The following is a 17,483-nucleotide window of genomic DNA, read 5'->3' as shown; positions in this document are numbered from 1 at the left end:
CTGTTCGCTGGTCGGGCAATGATCTAGTGCGGGTTATGCTGTATGTCGGCTGAGCCTGAACGCTTCGGTTAAGCCGTCGTTGCCTTGATCTGGCAGAAAGCCACTAGCCTGCCCTTCTGAACGGCTCGACAAGGCGCCAGGCTTCGGGGTCCTCGGCAAGTTCCTCAATGGTCATCGCGTACTTTCGCCGCCAGTTGGGGTGCTCGGTGGAGGTGCCGGGCACATTGACCGGGGCGATGTCACCAGTCATGTCATCAAGTTGCGTGACCAGCAGCGTGGACCGGGTCATGCCAAGAAAGCGGTGCGCCTCCCGGGCAAAGAGCTCAGCTGAGACTTCAGCTATCCCCGGTGCAGGGCTGAACAATCCAGCCTGCGTGAATGCCTCGAGGATGTTTAACCGCTCCCGGTCGCGCCTTTCTTGCTGGCTGCGCGTTTCCTCCTCGGTTCCATAAAGCCCCAAGCTGTCCTTCAAAGTGATGTCGTCGCCTTCCCACCACGCCGCAAGCGTTGGCAGATCGTGACTGCCGGTCACCGCTAGCGCCAGTTCGGGGTACTGGTCCGGCGGCACAAACTTGCCGGTTTGGAAATCCTGCTCAAAAAACAGCACGCGGTAGGACAAGATGTTGGCAGCGGCCAGCTGTTCGCGGAAGCCGGGCGGCACGGTGCCGAGATCTTCCCCGACAACCAGGCATTGCTGCCGCTGGGATTCCAGCGCCAAAACCCCAATCAGATCATCGAGGGGAAAGCTCACATAAGCGCCTTCCGCTGAACTCTTGCCCTCGGGGATGCAATAAAGACGGGCCAGCCCCATCACATGGTCGATCCGCAAGCCGCCGGCATGGGCCATGTTGGAGCGGATCAACTCGGCAAAGCTTTTATAGCCTTCGCGCTTGAGCGCAATTGGATCAAATGGGGGAAGGCCCCAATTCTGCCCAGCGGGATTGAAGATATCGGGCGGGGCACCCACCAGGGTGCTCTGCAGGAAGGCGGGCGGATTTGCCCAGGTTTCCGCACCGGAGCGATCACATCCCACCGCCAGGTCTCGATAAAGGCCGATAGCCATGCCCTGCCGGCGGGCTTCCTCGGCTGCCCTTGCTAGCTGTTCATCGGCGAGGAACTGGAGATAGATCTGGAAGTCCAATTCAGCCTCGTGCTCGCGTGCGAACTGCATTTGTGCTGGCGAGCCGGCGATCTGCATGTCGGTCGGCCAGTCCTGCCAGCTGGCTTGCGACGGATTCTCGCTGGCAAAATGTTGTCGCATGACCTGAAACAAGGCTACGCGTTCAAGGCTTTCGCCCTTTTCTGCGCGGAAGGCGGCCATCGCGTTTTTGCGCTCGGCACTGCCTGCTTTCGTGAAGCTCTCAAAGACGAGCTGCAGTGCCTCGAGCTTAAGCGCGGTTACTGCAGCGTAATCGACCAGCTTTGTGGCGCGGCAGTCGCCCAGGCGCCGCTGGAAATCGGCCGATTCCACCAAGGTCTGCGCCGCTTCGGACTGGCCGAACTCAGGCACCGCCAGCACGTCGATATAAAGGGGGTTCAAGAAAAGCCGCGTTGCGGGTGAATAAGGGCTTGCAGCTTCAGGATCGTCCAAGAACATCTGGTGCAGGGGGTTGAGCCCGATCACGGCACAACCGCGAGGTCCAGCGACCTTGATCAGCTCTTGCAAGTCTGAAAAATCGCCGATGCCCCAGTTTGCGGCTGAACGCAGCAGATAAAGCTGCACAGCAATACCCCAATAACCCGTCGCCGTTTTTGGGGGCAACCAGCAGCGACCGGGGCTGACGATGAGGTTTGCCTCCGCACTTATTTCTGGAAGTTGCAAGCGGTGGTATCCGAATGGCAGGTCGGGAATGCGCAAGCTGACCTTGCCCTGGCGCGAAGCAGCGAAGGAATCGGCGACGCCGCTGATCTCCTTCCCGTCCTCCAGCACGACTTGCCAAGCGAGCTGGTCAGTGCCGGCCGGGAGCTTGACCTCGAGCGCGCACACGCCGTCTTGCGGCGTCAGGACGATGCTGGCGGGGAGGGGGCGTGCGGCGGCTTCGTGATCGAATTGCTCAAGTGCGGTCTGGGCTTCAGCCTCATCGGCGACTGAAACGCCCATGCTCGCGAGCAGAAGCTGAATTGTTGCCGCGGATACCGATATGTGGCGCCCTAGCGCGTCCTCGAACTGCACCCCGATGCCGTAACGCTGTGCGAGTTGTTCCAGCGCAGACCGCGCTTCGTGATGGTCGTTGGACATCGGTTCTCCTCATCGACGTACAGGACGTCGGGCAGCAACAAACTACCTAGCGTCCTCTACGGCTACGGCAATCTGCCAGCGGCGCGTTTGTTCCTCACCGACCACCTGCAGTGGTTAGGTCCGGGTCCACCCGCGGTCAGCGGGTTTTGCCGTAGGCGTCACTAAACTTCTGACAAGAAAGCGAAACTAAACCACAGATTGAAGCATTTGGTCCGCAATCATGCCGGAAGTGGGGACATCATGCTGCTCGACAATAAAAAGGCTAAGCCCAGCAAGGCTCGAGTGGCAACCGCTCAGCCGGTGAGCGCTCCCCGACAGGTGGATGCCGGCGATCAGGAATTGTTCCGGCTGGCTGCCAACCGGGTAGCCATCGAAGGGATCGTGCCCGAGATTGATGGCGGCCGTTTCCCCGCCAAGAGCGTGGTGGGCGAAGAGGTGGTGATCGAGGCTGATATTTTCAGCGATGGTCATGACACGATCGACGCGGCCCTGCTGTATCGCCCGGCGGGAACCGAAGCCTGGTTTGAACAGCCCATGGAGTTCGTCGAGAACGACCGCTGGCGCACGACGATCGCCTTTCCCGAGAACCGGTTGTACGAGTTCACCCTTGCCGGCTGGCGGGACCTTTATGGCAGCTGGCGCAAGGAGATCGCCAAAAAGCACGCTGCGGGCATTGATGTCAGCCTGGAACTCGAGGAGGGGCGTCGCCTGCTCGATGTCGCACAGCGCTCAGACCGGGCCAGCGATGCTCACAGGCGGGAACTGTCCGGCGTGTTGGCGGCATACACAGCGCTGCAGAACAATCCCGAGCGCCTGGCGCTATTGAGTTCCGATGCTGTGGCCGACGTGATGCAGCGCGCCGCTGCGCGAACCAATTTCAGCCAGTATGAGCGCGTGCTCGAGATCTTCGTTGATCGCAAGGTCGCTGCGTTCGGCGCTTGGTATGAGCTCTTTCCGCGCTCGCAGTCGGGCAGTCCGGACCGGCACGGTACCTTTGACGATGTGATCGCGCGGCTACCCTATATCCGCGATCTGGGCTTTGACGTCCTGTACTTCCCGCCCATCCACCCGATCGGGCAAACCAACAAGAAGGGCAAGAACAATAGCCTGAGTGCGACCGTCGAGGACCCCGGCAGCCCCTATGCCATTGGATCGGCGGATGGCGGTCATGAGGCAATCGAGCCCAAGCTTGGCACGTTCGAGGATTTCGACCGGCTGGTTGCAGCTGCCGCCGAGTATGATCTTGAGATCGCGCTCGATTTCGCCATCCAGTGTTCCCCCGATCACCCCTGGATCAAGTCGCATCCCGAATGGTTCGACTGGCGTCCGGACGGCTCGATCAAATATGCCGAGAACCCGCCCAAGAAGTACGAGGACATCGTCAACGTCCACTTCTATCGCGATGCGATTCCAAGCCTCTGGCATGAGCTGCGCGACATCGTGCTGCTTTGGGTGGATCATGGCGTCCGCATCTTTCGCGTCGACAATCCCCACACCAAGCCCTTCCCGTTCTGGGAATGGCTTATCGCCGAGGTGCGCGCCAAGGATCCAGGCGTCATCTTCCTTTCGGAAGCTTTCACCCGCCCCAAGGTGATGAAGCGGCTGGCCAAGGTCGGCTTCAGCCAGAGCTATTCATATTTCACCTGGCGCAATGTGAAGTGGGAGCTCGAGCAATATCTGACCGAGCTGACCCAGGAAGAATCCCGCCATTACATGCGGCCCAATTTCTTCACCACCACCCACGACATCAATCCGCGCTATCTGCAGGGCAGTGGCCGGCCCGGCTTCCAGACCCGGTTGATCCTGGGGGCAACCCTGGGCGCCACCTATGGCGTTTATAACGGCTTTGAAATCTGCGAATCCGAGCCGGTGCCGGGCAAGGAGGAATATCTCAACTCCGAGAAATACGAGATCCGCGCTTGGGATTTCGACAAGCCCGACAACATCAAATGGGACATTGCCTTCATCAATCGGCTGCGCCGCGAGCATAAGGCGCTCCAGGAGTTCACGAGCCTGGCTTTCTACAATGCCTGGAACGACAACATCCTGTGCTACGGCAAGCGCACCGCCGACCGTTCGGACTTCTTGCTGTTCCATGTGTGTCTTGATCCGCACAACCAGCAGGGCGCCGATTTTGAAGTGCCGCTGTGGGAATTCGGGCTACCCGACGATGCTTCGATCGAGGTCGAGGACATGGTCACGGGCCACCACTTCACCTGGCATGGCAAGTACCAGCACATCCATCTCGATCCCTTCTACAAGCCATATGCCATCTGGCGGCTGATTGCGCCGGGGGCCCCGCGATGAACGCCCCGACAGCGCCGATGGCTTCGCCCATTCCCACGCTCTTTTCCACCGATGGGCAACTGATTTCGGCCATCACCGGCGAGGGCAAGACACAGCTTGAATCCGTGACCCTGCCGGCATTCCTGCCGTTCCAGCGTTGGTTCGGCGCCAAGGACAGCACGATCACTGGCGTCAGCCTTTCTCCGCTGGGGGAACTCGAGTCCGGCGCTCACGCCCTCATTGCCGCCGATGTTGCCGTCGGGGGAGAAACGCAGCGCTACCTGCTGCCGCTTTCCGCAGTGTGGAGCGATATGGGCCGGGGCAGTGCCGGCTCGGCAGCACCCCCGGTGCTCGCCAATATCAACAGCGACTCCAGGTCCGGTGTGCTGATCGATGGTGCGCTTGACGGCGGCTTTGCCAAGGCATTGCTGCAAGCCTTGCGTGAGCAGAACATCATGAGCACGGCAGCTGGGGACGTCGTATTTTCCGCCAGCGAAGCTTTGCGGGCCAGCAGCGATCTTGGCGAGCCACGCCCCCTCGGCGCCGAGCAAAGCAATGTTTCGATCGCGTTTGGTAACACCATCATCCTCAAGCTCTACCGCCGGTTGCGCTCGGGTGAGCAGCCCGATGTTGAAGTGGCGCGCTTCCTGACCGCTGTCGGACAGTTTGCCAATACGCCTGAATTCCTGGGCGAAATCCAATATCGTCCGACTTCGGGTGAGGCAACGACGCTCGCCGCCGTGTTTGCCTATGTGCCCAACCAGGGTGACGCCTGGGCGGCGGTAACCAATGCCTTGACCGAGAGCCTGTTGGACGGCGCGGCTGACGACGGCAACTGGATCGGCGCTATCCTGGGGCAGCGCACGGCCGAAATGCACAAGGCCTTCGCCGTGGATACAACCGAGGCCGATTTCCGTGTCGAGCAGTTGGCCGGATCTGACATTGCCGGTTGGGCCGCCGAAGCGGTCGCCGAAGCACACGATCTTCTCGACCGTCTCGAGCAGAACCTGCCCAGCCTCCCGGGCGTGGCCCGTGCGATAGCCGAGCAGATTCTCAGCAAGCGCGAACTGCTGATCGAGCGCATCGAGGCTGGCTCAGAGATGGCACCCTCGGGTGGGCGCTCGCGCATTCACGGCGATTACCATCTCGGCCAGGTCCTGGTGACCGGGCGCGACGTGATGATCATCGATTTTGAAGGCGAGCCCAAGCGCAGCCTGCCCGAGCGACGGGCAAAGTCATCCCCCCTGCGCGATGTCGCCGGCATGCTGCGCTCGTTCCATTACGCCGCCTGGACTGCCCTCAGCCGCTACCAAGCCGAAACGGGCAGCCTACCTGATGGGGTGCGGACACGGGTCGAGAATTGGCGCCGCGGCATCAGCGCTGACTTCGTCGCGGCATACGAAACCAGCGTGGCTGGTGCCTCGAGCTTTCCGCCCGACCCAGCCCTGGCCAAGGCTTTAACTGAGATGTTCCTGCTGCAAAAGGCTATCTACGAGGTTGGCTACGAGTTGGCGAACCGGCCCGCCTGGGTGGAAATTCCCCTCAGTGGCATCCAAGACCTCCTGAGTGAAGGCTGAACCCGTGGACAATCCGATGAACCAAGACACTGCGCGGCCGTCAGCCTATCCTGGCGATGTCGAAGCGATCGTGCGGGGGCGGCATGGTAATCCCTTTGCCACGCTGGGCATGCAGGGAGGCGATAGCGAGCCCCTTGCCGTCAATGTCTTTGCCCCCCAGGCCGGGCAAGTTGAGGTGGTGGATAGCGCTACTGGCAAGAAGGTCGCCAAGCTCGAACGCATCCACCCTGAAGGGTTCTTTTCGGGGTTCATCACGGACCGCAACGAACGTTTTGCTTATCGGCTCGCCATGTCGGCCGGCGAATTTGCCTGGGAAGTCGAAGACCCCTATCGCTTCCCGCCCATCCTGGGTGAGATGGACGAATACCTGCTGGGCGAAGGGCGCCATTTCCGCCTCTACGAAAGACTGGGGGCCCATCCAACAGTTCTGGAAGGGGTAGACGGGGTTGCCTTCGCCGTTTGGGCGCCCAATGCCTCGCGCGTCAGCGTCGTGGGCGAGTTCAACGCCTGGGACGGGCGCCGCCACCCCATGCGCAAGCGCATCGGTGTCGGAATCTGGGAACTGTTTATCCCGGGTCTAGAGAAGGGCACCGTCTACAAATACGAGATCATCGGCGCCCATGGCGAGCGGCTGCCGCTCAAGGCCGACCCGCTGTCCTTTTACCAGGAGCATCCACCCGCGACTGCTTCGGTTGTGCACGGCCTGCCCGAACATGACTGGCAGGACGGCGAGTGGATGGGCAACCGCGCGGGGCGTCAGGATCTATCGGCCCCGATGTCGATCTACGAGATGCATCTGGGCTCCTGGCGAACAGGAGGGGACGGCGAGGCGCTCGACTACGACGCCATTGCCGACCAGCTCGCTGATTACCTGACCGATATGGGCTTTACCCATGTTGAACTCATGCCGGTCACCGAGCATCCATTTGGCGGATCCTGGGGGTACCAACCGGTGGGCCTGTTTGCCCCCACGAGCCGCTTTGGCACGCCGGAAGGTTTTGCGCGCTTCGTGGACCGTTTGCATGCGGCCGGCATTGGCGTCTTGATGGATTGGGTACCCGCACATTTCCCGTCCGACGCCCATGGCCTCGTTCGGTTCGACGGCACCGCGCTTTACGAGCATGAAGATCCCCGGCTGGGCTTTCATCGCGACTGGAATACGCTGATCTACAATTTCGGGCGCAATGAAGTGGCCAATTTCCTTGAGGCCAGTGCTTTGTTCTGGCTCGACCGCTACCATATCGATGGCCTGCGCGTGGATGCCGTGGCCTCCATGCTTTACCTCGATTATTCCCGTGAGGCGGGCGAATGGATCCCCAACAAGTTCGGCGGCAACGAAAATCTCGAAGCGATCGCTTTTCTCAAGGAAACCAATACCCGCGCCTATGAGCTCAATCCCGGCTCGCAGACCATTGCCGAGGAATCAACCGCTTTTCCCAAGGTCAGCCGCCCCATTTATGATGGGGGCCTCGGCTTTGGCTACAAATGGAACATGGGGTGGATGCACGATACGCTCCACTATATGCAGCTCGACCCCATCTATCGCCGGCATCACCAGGGTGAGATGACCTTCGGGCTGCACTACGCCTATACCGAGAACTTCGTGCTGCCGTTGAGCCACGACGAGGTCGTTTACGGCAAGGGGTCACTCCTGGGCAAAATGCCGGGCGACCGCTGGCAGAAATTTGCCAATCTGCGCGCCTATCTTGCCTTTATGTGGACCCACCCGGGCAAGAAGCTCCTGTTCATGGGCGGCGAGTTCGGCCAGGAGCGGGAATGGAACCACGACCAGTCGCTCGACTGGCATCTGCTCGAAGATCCCATGCACAAGGGCGTGCAGTCGCTGGTGCGGGACCTCAATCATACCTATCGCAACCATCCGGCGCTCCACCAGCTCGATGCAGACCCCGAGGGGTTTGAATGGATCGACGCCAGCGATGCCGAGGGCAGCGTCTTTATCTATCTGCGCAAGGGGCGCGATGGGGTGCCGCCGGTGGTCATTGCCTGCAACATGACGCCGGCAGTGCGCTCCGATTATCGGGTGGGGGTGCCGCAAGGTGGAAGCTGGGGCGAGATTTTGAACTCGGATTCAGAAGTCTATGGCGGCTCCAATGTCGGCAATGGCGGCCATATCAATGCTGAAGACGTCAGCTGGCACGGCCGGCCGGCGTCCCTGCGGCTCACCTTGCCGCCGCTCGCCGCCATTCTGCTGACGCCGAACGATCCGCCGGTATAAGAGCCGGCGGGAGTCACACCATCTGGATGGGCGCAGCCTGCGCCGTCAGCGTCGAGACAAAGCGCTTGGTCCGTTCAGAGGCGGGACTGCCGAACACCTGTTGCGCCGGGCCTGCCTCGACGACTTCCCCGGCCTCGATGAACACCACATTGGAGGCTATGGTGGCGGCAAGGCGCAGGTCATGGGTGGCCATCAGCATGGTCGTGCCTTCCCGCGCCAGCTGCGCCAGGACCTCCACGACCTCGCCTGCCAGCTGCGGATCGAGCGCGGAAGTGGGCTCGTCGCACAACAAGACCTTCGGGGTGGGCGCAAGGGCACGGGCAATGGCAACGCGTTGCTGCTGCCCGCCCGATAGGCTGGACGGCCAAGCATTTGCCTTTGCAGCCATGCCAACTTTTTCGAGCAGTTCGAGACCGCGTTGGCGCGCCTGGTCGGGGGGCCATTTCAGCACGGTCAGCAGTCCCTCCATCACATTTCCCAGCGCGGTGAAATGGGGAAACAGCTGGAAGTTCTGGAACACCATGCCGGTCTTGCGCCGTAGAGCCAAGACGGCTTTGCGGTCCACCTTGATCTCAGGCCCAAAATGGATGACGGCATCATCGATGCGGACATCGCCCGCTTGCGGCATTTCCAGCAGATTGACGCAGCGCAACAATGTGCTCTTGCCACTGCCCGACGGGCCGATCAGCGCTGTAACGCTGCCTTCGGGGACGGCCACGCTGACGCCCTTGAGCACCTCAGCATCGCCAAAGCTCTTGTGGATGTTTTCGAGCGTGATCACGCGCCAGCCTCGATGAAACCGCCATAGCGGGAAAAGCGTCGCTCCACTCTGGCCTGCAGGCTCGACAATACCGAGCTGACAACAAGATAGATCAGGGCGACCTCAACATAAAGAATGAGCGGCTCGTAGCTAGTCGCGACGATACGCTGGCCGGCGCGGAACAGCTCGGGCACGGTGATGGCGGCCGCCAGCGATGTGTCCTTCACCAGCGAGATAAAGGTGTTGGACAATGGCGGAATGGCTACCCGCGTTGCCTGGGGCAGGATGGCGCGGCGCATGGCCTGGGGCCAGGTCATGCCAATCGAATAGGCGGCTTCCCACTGCCCCTTGGGCACTGACAGCAGGACGGCGCGGATGATCTCGGACGTATAGGCGCCGACATTGAGGGTGAAGCCGATCAGGGCGGCGGGAAACGCATCAAGCACGATGCCGATGCTCGGCAGGCCGTAAAAGATCAGGAACAGCTGCACCAGCAACGGCGTGCCGCGGATGATCCACACATAGAATTTGACCAGTGCGACCAGCGGGCGCGGCCCGAACAGCCGGGCGATGGCGGCAAGAAAACCCAGGCTCAGGCCCAAGATAAACGACAGCAGCGTCAGCGGGATGGTGAACAGCAGGCATGCCCAAAGCAGCGAGGGCAGGGAGTCCAGCATCAAAGAAAGCCAGGGCGGCATCGCGGGGTTTCCGTCAACAAAAAAGGACCGGCCGAACCGGGCCGATCCTTTCACACAATATCGGAGAAAGTTTACTGGGAAACGTCTTCGCCGAAATACTTCTGGGAAATTTCAGCATAGGTGCCGTCGGCCTTGATCTCCTCCAGGGCCGCATTGATGGCGGCCAGCAGCTCGGGCCGGTTCTTGGCCAGCAGCACGCCAGAGAAATCGGCATCTTCGGCTTCGGCGACGATCTTCACTTCGGCACCGGGCTGCTGCTTTTTGAAGTCGTAAAAGGAGAGGCTATCATTGATGGTGGCATCGGCACGGCCCTGGGTGACGAGCGCGATCGACTGGTCGAACCCTTCGGTGGGCACCAGCTCAGCGCCATATTGCTGCGCCAGCTTGCCGAAATTGCTGGTCAGCGTCTGGGCCGAGCGCTTGCCGGAGAGATCCTCGAAGCTCGTGATGTCGGTATTGTCCTCGCGCACCACCAGCACGGCCTTGGAGGCGATATAGGGCTCGGAGAAGTCGTATTTGGCCTGCCGCTCGGCATTAATGCCGACCTGGTTGATGACGACGTCATAGCGATTGGCGTCGATGCCGGCGATGAGGCCGTCCCAGGGACCTTCCACAAATTGCGGCTCGACCCCAATATGCTCGGCGATGGCACGGCCGATCTCGACATCAAAGCCCACCAGTTCCCCGCTAGCGTCATGGAAGGTGAAGGGGGCATAGGTGCCTTCGGTGCCGATGCGCAGCGCACCCGACTGCTTGACCGCATCGAGGTCCGTCTGCGCCCATACCGGCGTGGCCACGGCCATCAAACCGACAGCAACAAGCACTTTAGCTAGCTTCATCTTTTTCTCCTGGCTGTCCGGTTCCTGCTGAGGCCCGGATTTGGTCAGGCAAACTGCGCCCAAGCCCGCCCGGTTTCAACTAGTTGAATGGATGTTTTCTCCCAGGCGCCGCGCAGAGTGCTCCCATGCTCCGCTTGCCGGGCGCTGACATCTTTTGTTGTGCCAAGTGCCACGGGCGCAAAACTTTCTTCGGTTGTTAGTTGGCAGCGGCGGGCGGCTGGCCTAGTCTCATTTGCATCACGGCCGCTTCAGCCCGCCAAGAGGCACGAGCTGGCCAGTGCAAGGGGGACGTCGTGGCGATCAGGATCGCTGTCGGGCAATTCCACGAGCTCAGCCAGGAGCGCCTGCGCTTTGCCGCGCAGATCGGGGCCACCGGGATCCAGATGAACAACCCCACCCTTCCCGGCGACGCACGCTGGGAAGAAGCGGATGTGCGCGCGCTGGTGGAAGAGGTTGAGGCGGCGGGGCTGGTCTTCGAGGCCATCGAGAATGTGCCCACCCATTTCTACCACAAGGCCATGCTCGGGCTTGAGGGCCGCGACGAGCAGATCGAGAATTACCAGGCTACCATCCGCGCGGTCGCACGAGCCGGGGTGCCGGTGCTGGGCTATCATTTCATGCCAAATTCGGTCTGGACCACCAACCGGACGGCGCAGACCCGGGGCGGGGCGCTGGCGCGCCAGTTCGACATGAGCGTCGTCGAGGCCCATGCCGACGATCTCGAAACCCTGCGCAGCTTCATGCCCACAACGCTCGGGCGGGCGAGTTCCATGCCGCTCTTTGGCAAGGACGGCCCGGTGATCACCGAAGAAGCGATGTGGAGCAATTACCGCTATTTCATCGAAGCGGTGCTGCCCGTGGCCGAAGAAGAAGGGCTGCGGCTGGCGCTCCATCCCGACGATCCGCCCGTGCCCATGCTGGGCGGGGTGGCGCGCCTCTTCTACCAGCCCGAAAATTTCCGCCGCGCCTATGAGCTTGCCGGCCAATCACCGGCCTGGGCGCTCGATCTGTGCCTCGGCTGTTGCTCGGAAATGCCCGGCGGCAAGGCGGCGGTGATTGAGATGATTGAGTTTTTCGCCCCGCGCGGCACCATCGCTTATATCCATTTCCGCGACGTGCAGGGCGCGATTCCCAATTTCACCGAATGCTTCATCGGCGACGGGAATTACGATCCGGCTGAAGTGATTGCGCTCTTGGCCAAGCATCGCTTCGATGGCTTTCTGCTCGACGACCATGTCCCCAAACTGGATGGCGACAGCGACTGGAACCATCGCGGCCGCGCCCATGCCATTGGCTATATGCAAGGTTTGCTGCGCATGGCCGATTATTGCGACCTGCTCTGAAACCCTTGCCGGCCGGCGTTCCCCCGGCCAGCCCCTGCGCTGCAAAAGTTTGAGGACCTGGTTTAATGCCTTCTGCCCTGGTGTTCGTTGGTGGTGTCAATCGCGGGATCGGCTATGTCGCCAAGCCTGCCGGGGAAGGGATCGCAGCCTTCCGGCTGGACCTGGCGAGCGGGGTGGCAGAGCCGCTGGCCATCACCAAGGGCATCGACAACCCGACCTTTGTGGCCGTGGCGCCCGATGGGCAAAGCCTGGTCGCCGTCAGCGAAGTGGATGGCTGGCATGAAGGCTTGATCACCGTCTATGGACTGGATCGGGCGACCGGCGCCCTGCGCTATCGCAACAAGCAGCCCACCCGGGGCGATTACACCTGCTTTGCCGGCTTTGATCGCTCGGGCCGCTGGGCCGGCATTGCCAATTATGGCGGCGTGCCGATCACCGAAGAGCCCAACCGCTCCTTTGCCATTTTCCCTGTGCGCATCGATGGGAGCCTCGGCGCTCCTTGTGCCGAAATCACCCATACCGGGCAGGGCAAGGATCCCGACCGGCAGGGGCGGCCCCATGCTCATTGCCTGCGCTGGAGCTCTGACAACCGCTTTATCCTCGTGGCCGATCTCGGGATTGACCGGCTGCTGATCTATCGCTTCGACGCGCAAAGCGGCGCCGTTTTGGCGCATGGCGCGGCCGAGTTGGCGCCGGGTGCCGGGCCGCGGCACCTGCAATTCCATCCCAGCCTGCCGCTGGTCTATTGCGTCAACGAACTCGACAGCACCCTTGCCACCTTGCGCTTCGACCCCGAGGCGGGGCAGCTCGAACTGCTGGGGGCCGTATCCACCCTGCCAGCGGGCGGGCACCCCGGCAATTCCTGCTCCGCCATCGCCGTGCACCCCAGTGGGCAACACATTTTTGTCGGCAATCGCGGCCATGACAGTGTCGCTCGCTTTGTTCTCGATATCCAAACCGGACTGCCGACGCTGCTGGGCACCACGCCGGCAGGCGGACACATTCCGCGCGACCTGGCGCTCGACCCCTCCGGTACGCTCCTGGCCGTTGCCAATCAGGAAAGCGATCGGGTGTCCCTGTTCCGCTACGAGCCGCAGAGCGGCGGGCTCGAGCCGCTCGACGTCCCCATCGATGTGGGCTCGCCGACCGTCGTTGCCTTTCACCCTGAACTCGGGGGCGCGGCATGAAGATCACCGCGATCAAGCCCTTTCCCGTTTGGGTCGGACACCGCAACCAGCTGATCCTCAAGATCGAAACCGACGAGGGGATCTATGGCTGGGGCGAAAGCGGGCTGTCGGGCCGCGAAAAGGCGGTGATCGGCGCGATCGAGCATTTCCGCGAGTTCCTGCTCGGGCGCGATCCCATGCGCATCGGCGCCATCTGGCAGGAGCTTTATCGCAGTCAGTATTTCGAAGGCGGGCGCGTGTTGCTCGCCGCCCAATCGGCGATCGACATTGCGCTCCATGACATCAAGGCCAAGGCGCTGGGCGTGCCGGTTTATGAGCTGCTGGGCGGCAAGCAGCGCGACGTGATCCCGACCTTTCCCTCCGTCGCCAATGTCGAGGGCTCCGAGGGGATTGCAGCCGCGCAGGCGCTGGTTGAGCGTGGCTGGAATGTGGTGCGGTTCTTTCCCGCCGCCTGGAGCAATGCCGACAACATCTTCGAGCCGCGCGTTTCTGTCGGCCGAACGGCAAAGGCGCTGGTTGCCGCGCGCGAAGCACTGGGCGAGGAGGTGGTGATCGGGGTGGACTACCACCATCGGCTGAGCGTGGCGGAAGCGGCGAGCTTCTGCCAGCGCATGCCGGCCGGCACGCTCGACTTCCTTGAGGAACCCATTCGCGACGAGACGCCCGAGGCTTATGAGGCCCTGCGCCGGCTCACCGATGTACCCTTCGCCATCGGCGAGGAATTTGCCAGCAAGTGGCAGTTCCTGCCCTTTATCGAGCGCGACATCCACCAGTTCAACCGGCTTGATCTCTGTAATGTTGGCGGCTTCACCGAAGCCCTGAAAGTGGCCGGCTGGAGCGAGGCCCATTATGTAGACATGATGCCCCATAATCCCTTGGGGCCGATCTGCACCGCCGCCACCATCCATTTCTCCGCCGCCGTCCCCAATTTCTCCTGGCTCGAAACCCGCGTGGCGGTGGGCGATCTTTATAGCGGGGAAGCGGGCAATGAGATCTTCACCCAGCAGCCGCGCCTCGAAGGCGTGGTTTACCGGGTCCCGGACGGACCGGGCCTTGGCGTCGAGGTGGATGAAGGAGGGCTCGCGGCGCAAAGCTTCCGTTTTTGGGAAGCGCCCCATCTGCGCCGCACCGATGGTTCGGTGACCAATTGGTGAGGCTGGGGTGAAACAGTTCGCACTGGGCTGGAGTCATGGCGACGCGCTGGTGCTGAGCACCGCTGCCATGCTGGCCGAGTGCCGCTTTGATCTTGGCGGCAGAGATTTCCGCCCCTTTGCCCGCGCCCCCTGGATGGGGCAGGTGAGCGATCCCGCCATTATCGGGCATCTGCGCGAACTAGGCGGCGATTTTGCCTGCCTGCCCTTTGGCGCCGGGGCCCCACAGCCCATCGGGCCACCCGAATGGGCCGAACTCATGGGCGAGCCGCCCCTTGTGCCCATTCACGGCCCGGCCGGTGACGCGGAATGGGAGCTGGTTGCGCGAACCGAGCACAGCGTAACCCTGGGGCTCGATTACCCCGCGGACTCCCTGGTGCGCCGGCTCGAGCGCCGGGTCGCCGGACGGCCGGGAGCGCCGGTTCTCGACTCGAGCCTCACTATTTACCCCCGCCGCTCCGGCGCCGTTTCGGTGGGCCTGCATCCCATTATGCGGCTGCCTGAAGCGCGCGGGCAATTGCAACTCGAAGCCGAGTTTGAGTTTGGCCTCGTTCATCCCCGGCAGGTGGGGGCAGGGGAGGCGCAGGAATTTTCCGCGCTCGCTGCGGTGCCGCATCGGGGCGGGCACATCGATCTGAGCCATGTGCCCCTGGGTGAGCTCAATTTCAGCGTCCAGCTCTGCGGCATGCGCGGACCGTTGCGCGCCGTGTTCCTCGAGGAAGGCGCGGGGGTGGAGATCGAATGGGACCGCGACCTGCTGCCCTCGCTGCAGATCTGGTGCACCGATCGGGGCATCGAGGGCGAGCCCTGGCAAGGGCGCTATCGCGGCATCGGGCTCGAGCCCATTGCTTCCGCCTTCGATCTCAACACCCGGCTTTCCGAGCGGCCCAACCCTATCAGCCGGCGCGGCGTCGCGACGGCAGTCCAGCTTGTGGCCGACACCCCGCTCACCCTTTCTCACTCGGTTTCCGCTTTCGCCACCGGAAGCACAGCCGCAGGCGGAGGTTGATCGCGCCCTAGTTATTGTTCCCTTCAGCCGCATTGCTCTGCCTGGTGCAAAGTAAATCATCTGATTTGCTTGACGGCCGGCTTTGTGTTGTCTGCGCCATATCTGCAATAATGCAAGTAACAGCATTGCCAATTCTGCCGGGCGGGCGCACAATAGTTATGTTGGTCCTCCAATCGCTGGCGTCAGATCAGGATGGAGGCAAACACAAGGAGGTGCAGGGCCCGGCTGGTTTGAGGAGACCGGGGCCTTGCCGGATCACAGCAATGCCGGCCCGCCGGCTTGAGGTGCGCGCAGGTGCCCGGCGCAGCCATGCCCTGCGGCATGCCGCCAGCCGGCTGGAGCCAACAAGGGAGAGAGCGTTTGATGTTCAAGTTTCATGCAGTTGCCGCAGCCTCGGTGATCGCGCTGGGGCTGGTGGCGGTGCCGGTGGCCAGCCTGGCCCAGACCGGCGCCCCGCCCGCGACCGAAATCACCCCCAGCGGGCCCCTGCCCGAATTGCCGCGCAACCAGACGCTGAACCTGGCCTGGGGCGTTTCGGCATCCTCCTCGATCGGCACCACCAATCCCTGGGTTCTGCCCGGTTATACCCATCAGGAAGGCAACAACCTGCTGTTCGAACCGCTGATGTATTTCGGCATCTACACCAACGAGTTCATTCCCTGGCTGGCCGACAGCATGGAATACACCAACGAGGATTTCACCGCGCTCGAGATCAAGCTTAACGAGAACGCCGAATGGTCCGATGGCGAGCCGGTAACGGCCGATGACGTCGTTTATACCTTTGAAGGCCAGCGCGATTACGAAACGCTCCCCTATCACGCCCAGTTCGCCGACCTTGTCGATACCATCACCGCCAAGGACGAGCTGACCGTCGAGGTGACCTTCAAGCAGCCGGCGCCGCGCTTCAAGTTCGAGGTGCTGACCGAGAAATTCGATACCGGCATCCCCATCGTGCCCGAACACTGGCTGTCCCAGCAGGAGGATCCGACCAAGGTGCCGGGCCTGGCGGAAATGCCCCATTCGGGTCCCTATGACGTCGTCGCCTGGAACGCCAACCAGAAGATCCTCGACCTGCGCGACGACTGGTGGGCGGTCAAGGCCGGGCGCGTCGAGACGCCGGCGGTCAAGCGGGTGGTGGTGGTCAACATCCTCAACCAGCCCATCGACACGGTGGCCCAGCGCCTCGTCAACAACGAGTTCGACTCCTCGGTCGATATGCGCGCCCAGATCATCGGCAATATCTTGCAGCAGAACCCCGACATCCAGTCCTGGACGGGCACGGAAAGCCCCTATGGCTATCTCGACTGGTGGCCCAATTCGCTGTGGATGAACACCCAGCTCGAGCCCTACAACGATGTGCGGGTGCGCAAGGCGGTGAGCCTCGCCATCAATCGCGACCTCATCAACGAGGTGCTTTACGAAGGGGCCGAGATCGCCACGATCTATCCCTTCCCGCTTTACCCCAACCTGCAAACCTTCGCCGACTCGCCCGAAGTGAAGGCCGAGGAGGAGAAGTATAGCCCCCTGACCTTTGATCCGGACCAGAGCGCGGCGCTGATGGAAGAAGTGGGCTTCACCCGCAATGGCGATGGGCTTTGGGAAAAGGATGGGCAAACGCTCGACGCCACCATCCAGGCCTTTGAAACCATCCATGGCGACGTCGCCCCGGTGCTGGCCGAAATGCTGCGCCAGGCTGGCTTTGACTCCAATGTCAATTTCGGCACCGATGCCTACCAGAACATGGTGGACGGCAAGGCCGGGTTCTACATGTTCGGCCACGGCGCGAGCCTGTTTGATCCCTTCGAGGCGCTCAACCTCTTCCATGGCCGTTATTCCAATGTGATCGGCTCCTCGGCCGGCAACAACCGCTTCTCGCGCTATTCCAACCCCGAATACGACGCACTGGTGGATGCCATTGCGCCCCTTGATTCCCAAGATCCCGCCTTTATCGAGGGCGCCGCCAAGGCGCTGGGGATTTACTGGCGCGACGTGATCGATGTGCCAGTGATCCAGTGGCTGCACCGCATTCCCTACAACAACCATTATTGGACCAACTGGCCGAGCGCCGAGAATGTGGGCCTGGGCACCAATGGCGCCTTTTGGGCCCATACTGGGCTCCTTGTGATCGCGGGGCTGCAGCCTTCGGGCAACTAAGACT

At 62.1% G+C, this 17,483-nt stretch carries 12 protein-coding genes; 8 read left to right on the top strand and 4 right to left on the bottom strand.

Annotated elements, in window-relative coordinates:
* Nucleotides 1–103 precede the first annotated feature (103 nt).
* Nucleotides 104–2,239 (bottom strand): 4-alpha-glucanotransferase, encoded by a 2,136-nt coding sequence (gene malQ / locus AC3YMN_RS06350; RefSeq protein WP_489889375.1) that lies wholly within the window; start codon nucleotides 2,237–2,239, stop codon nucleotides 104–106.
* 240 nt (nucleotides 2,240–2,479) lie between these two features.
* Here malQ and AC3YMN_RS06345 point away from each other — a divergent pair, with 240 nt between their 5' ends.
* From AC3YMN_RS06345 to glgB, 3 genes are read left to right on the top strand one after another with little or no spacing between them, the layout of a single operon-like run.
* Nucleotides 2,480–4,546, top strand: a complete 2,067-nt coding sequence (locus tag AC3YMN_RS06345; RefSeq protein WP_489889374.1) for an alpha-1,4-glucan--maltose-1-phosphate maltosyltransferase — start codon at nucleotides 2,480–2,482, stop codon at nucleotides 4,544–4,546.
* A complete protein-coding gene (locus tag AC3YMN_RS06340; protein ID WP_489889373.1) occupies nucleotides 4,543–6,102 on the top strand; it encodes a putative maltokinase in 1,560 nt (519 codons plus the stop codon). Before AC3YMN_RS06345 ends, AC3YMN_RS06340 begins: the two co-directional genes overlap by 4 nt.
* 16 nt (nucleotides 6,103–6,118) lie before the next feature.
* The gene (gene glgB / locus AC3YMN_RS06335) at nucleotides 6,119–8,338 is read left to right on the top strand and encodes a 1,4-alpha-glucan branching protein GlgB (protein WP_489889372.1); all 2,220 of its coding nucleotides are present in this window, start codon (nucleotides 6,119–6,121) and stop codon (nucleotides 8,336–8,338) included.
* A 13-nt stretch (nucleotides 8,339–8,351) separates the two neighbouring features.
* Here glgB and AC3YMN_RS06330 read toward each other — a convergent pair whose 3' ends face one another.
* The 3 genes from AC3YMN_RS06330 to AC3YMN_RS06320 all read right to left on the bottom strand — a co-directional run bounded on the left by AC3YMN_RS06330 (nucleotide 8,352) and on the right by AC3YMN_RS06320 (nucleotide 10,635).
* A complete protein-coding gene (locus AC3YMN_RS06330) occupies nucleotides 8,352–9,119 on the bottom strand; it encodes an amino acid ABC transporter ATP-binding protein (protein ID WP_489889371.1) in 768 nt (255 codons plus the stop codon).
* Nucleotides 9,116–9,796, bottom strand: a complete 681-nt coding sequence (locus tag AC3YMN_RS06325; protein WP_489889369.1) for an amino acid ABC transporter permease — start codon at nucleotides 9,794–9,796, stop codon at nucleotides 9,116–9,118. The genes AC3YMN_RS06330 and AC3YMN_RS06325 overlap by 4 nt, the downstream gene beginning before the upstream one ends.
* 71 nt (nucleotides 9,797–9,867) lie before the next feature.
* A complete protein-coding gene (locus AC3YMN_RS06320; RefSeq protein ID WP_489889368.1) occupies nucleotides 9,868–10,635 on the bottom strand; it encodes an amino acid ABC transporter substrate-binding protein in 768 nt (255 codons plus the stop codon).
* A 293-nt stretch (nucleotides 10,636–10,928) separates the two neighbouring features.
* Here AC3YMN_RS06320 and AC3YMN_RS06315 point away from each other — a divergent pair, with 293 nt between their 5' ends.
* The 5 genes from AC3YMN_RS06315 (at nucleotide 10,929) to AC3YMN_RS06295 (ending at nucleotide 17,479) form a co-directional block, all read left to right on the top strand.
* Nucleotides 10,929–11,978, top strand: coding sequence for a mannonate dehydratase (locus tag AC3YMN_RS06315; protein WP_489889367.1), 1,050 nt, complete (start codon nucleotides 10,929–10,931; stop codon nucleotides 11,976–11,978).
* A gap of 65 nt (nucleotides 11,979–12,043) precedes the next feature.
* Nucleotides 12,044–13,165, top strand: a complete 1,122-nt coding sequence (locus tag AC3YMN_RS06310; RefSeq protein WP_489889366.1) for a lactonase family protein — start codon at nucleotides 12,044–12,046, stop codon at nucleotides 13,163–13,165.
* Nucleotides 13,162–14,319, top strand: coding sequence for a mandelate racemase/muconate lactonizing enzyme family protein (locus AC3YMN_RS06305; RefSeq protein ID WP_489889365.1), 1,158 nt, complete (start codon nucleotides 13,162–13,164; stop codon nucleotides 14,317–14,319). Before AC3YMN_RS06310 ends, AC3YMN_RS06305 begins: the two co-directional genes overlap by 4 nt.
* A 7-nt stretch (nucleotides 14,320–14,326) precedes the next feature.
* On the top strand, nucleotides 14,327–15,325 hold the full coding sequence (locus AC3YMN_RS06300) for a hypothetical protein (protein ID WP_489889364.1): 999 nt from the start codon (nucleotides 14,327–14,329) through the stop codon (nucleotides 15,323–15,325).
* Between the two features lie 363 nt (nucleotides 15,326–15,688).
* The gene (locus AC3YMN_RS06295) at nucleotides 15,689–17,479 is read left to right on the top strand and encodes an ABC transporter substrate-binding protein (RefSeq protein ID WP_489889363.1); all 1,791 of its coding nucleotides are present in this window, start codon (nucleotides 15,689–15,691) and stop codon (nucleotides 17,477–17,479) included.
* The last annotated feature ends 4 nt before the right edge of the window (nucleotides 17,480–17,483 follow it).

The organism is Devosia sp. Z11_6, assembly GCF_058133665.1.
This window is presented reverse-complemented; position numbering and strand designations above follow the sequence as displayed.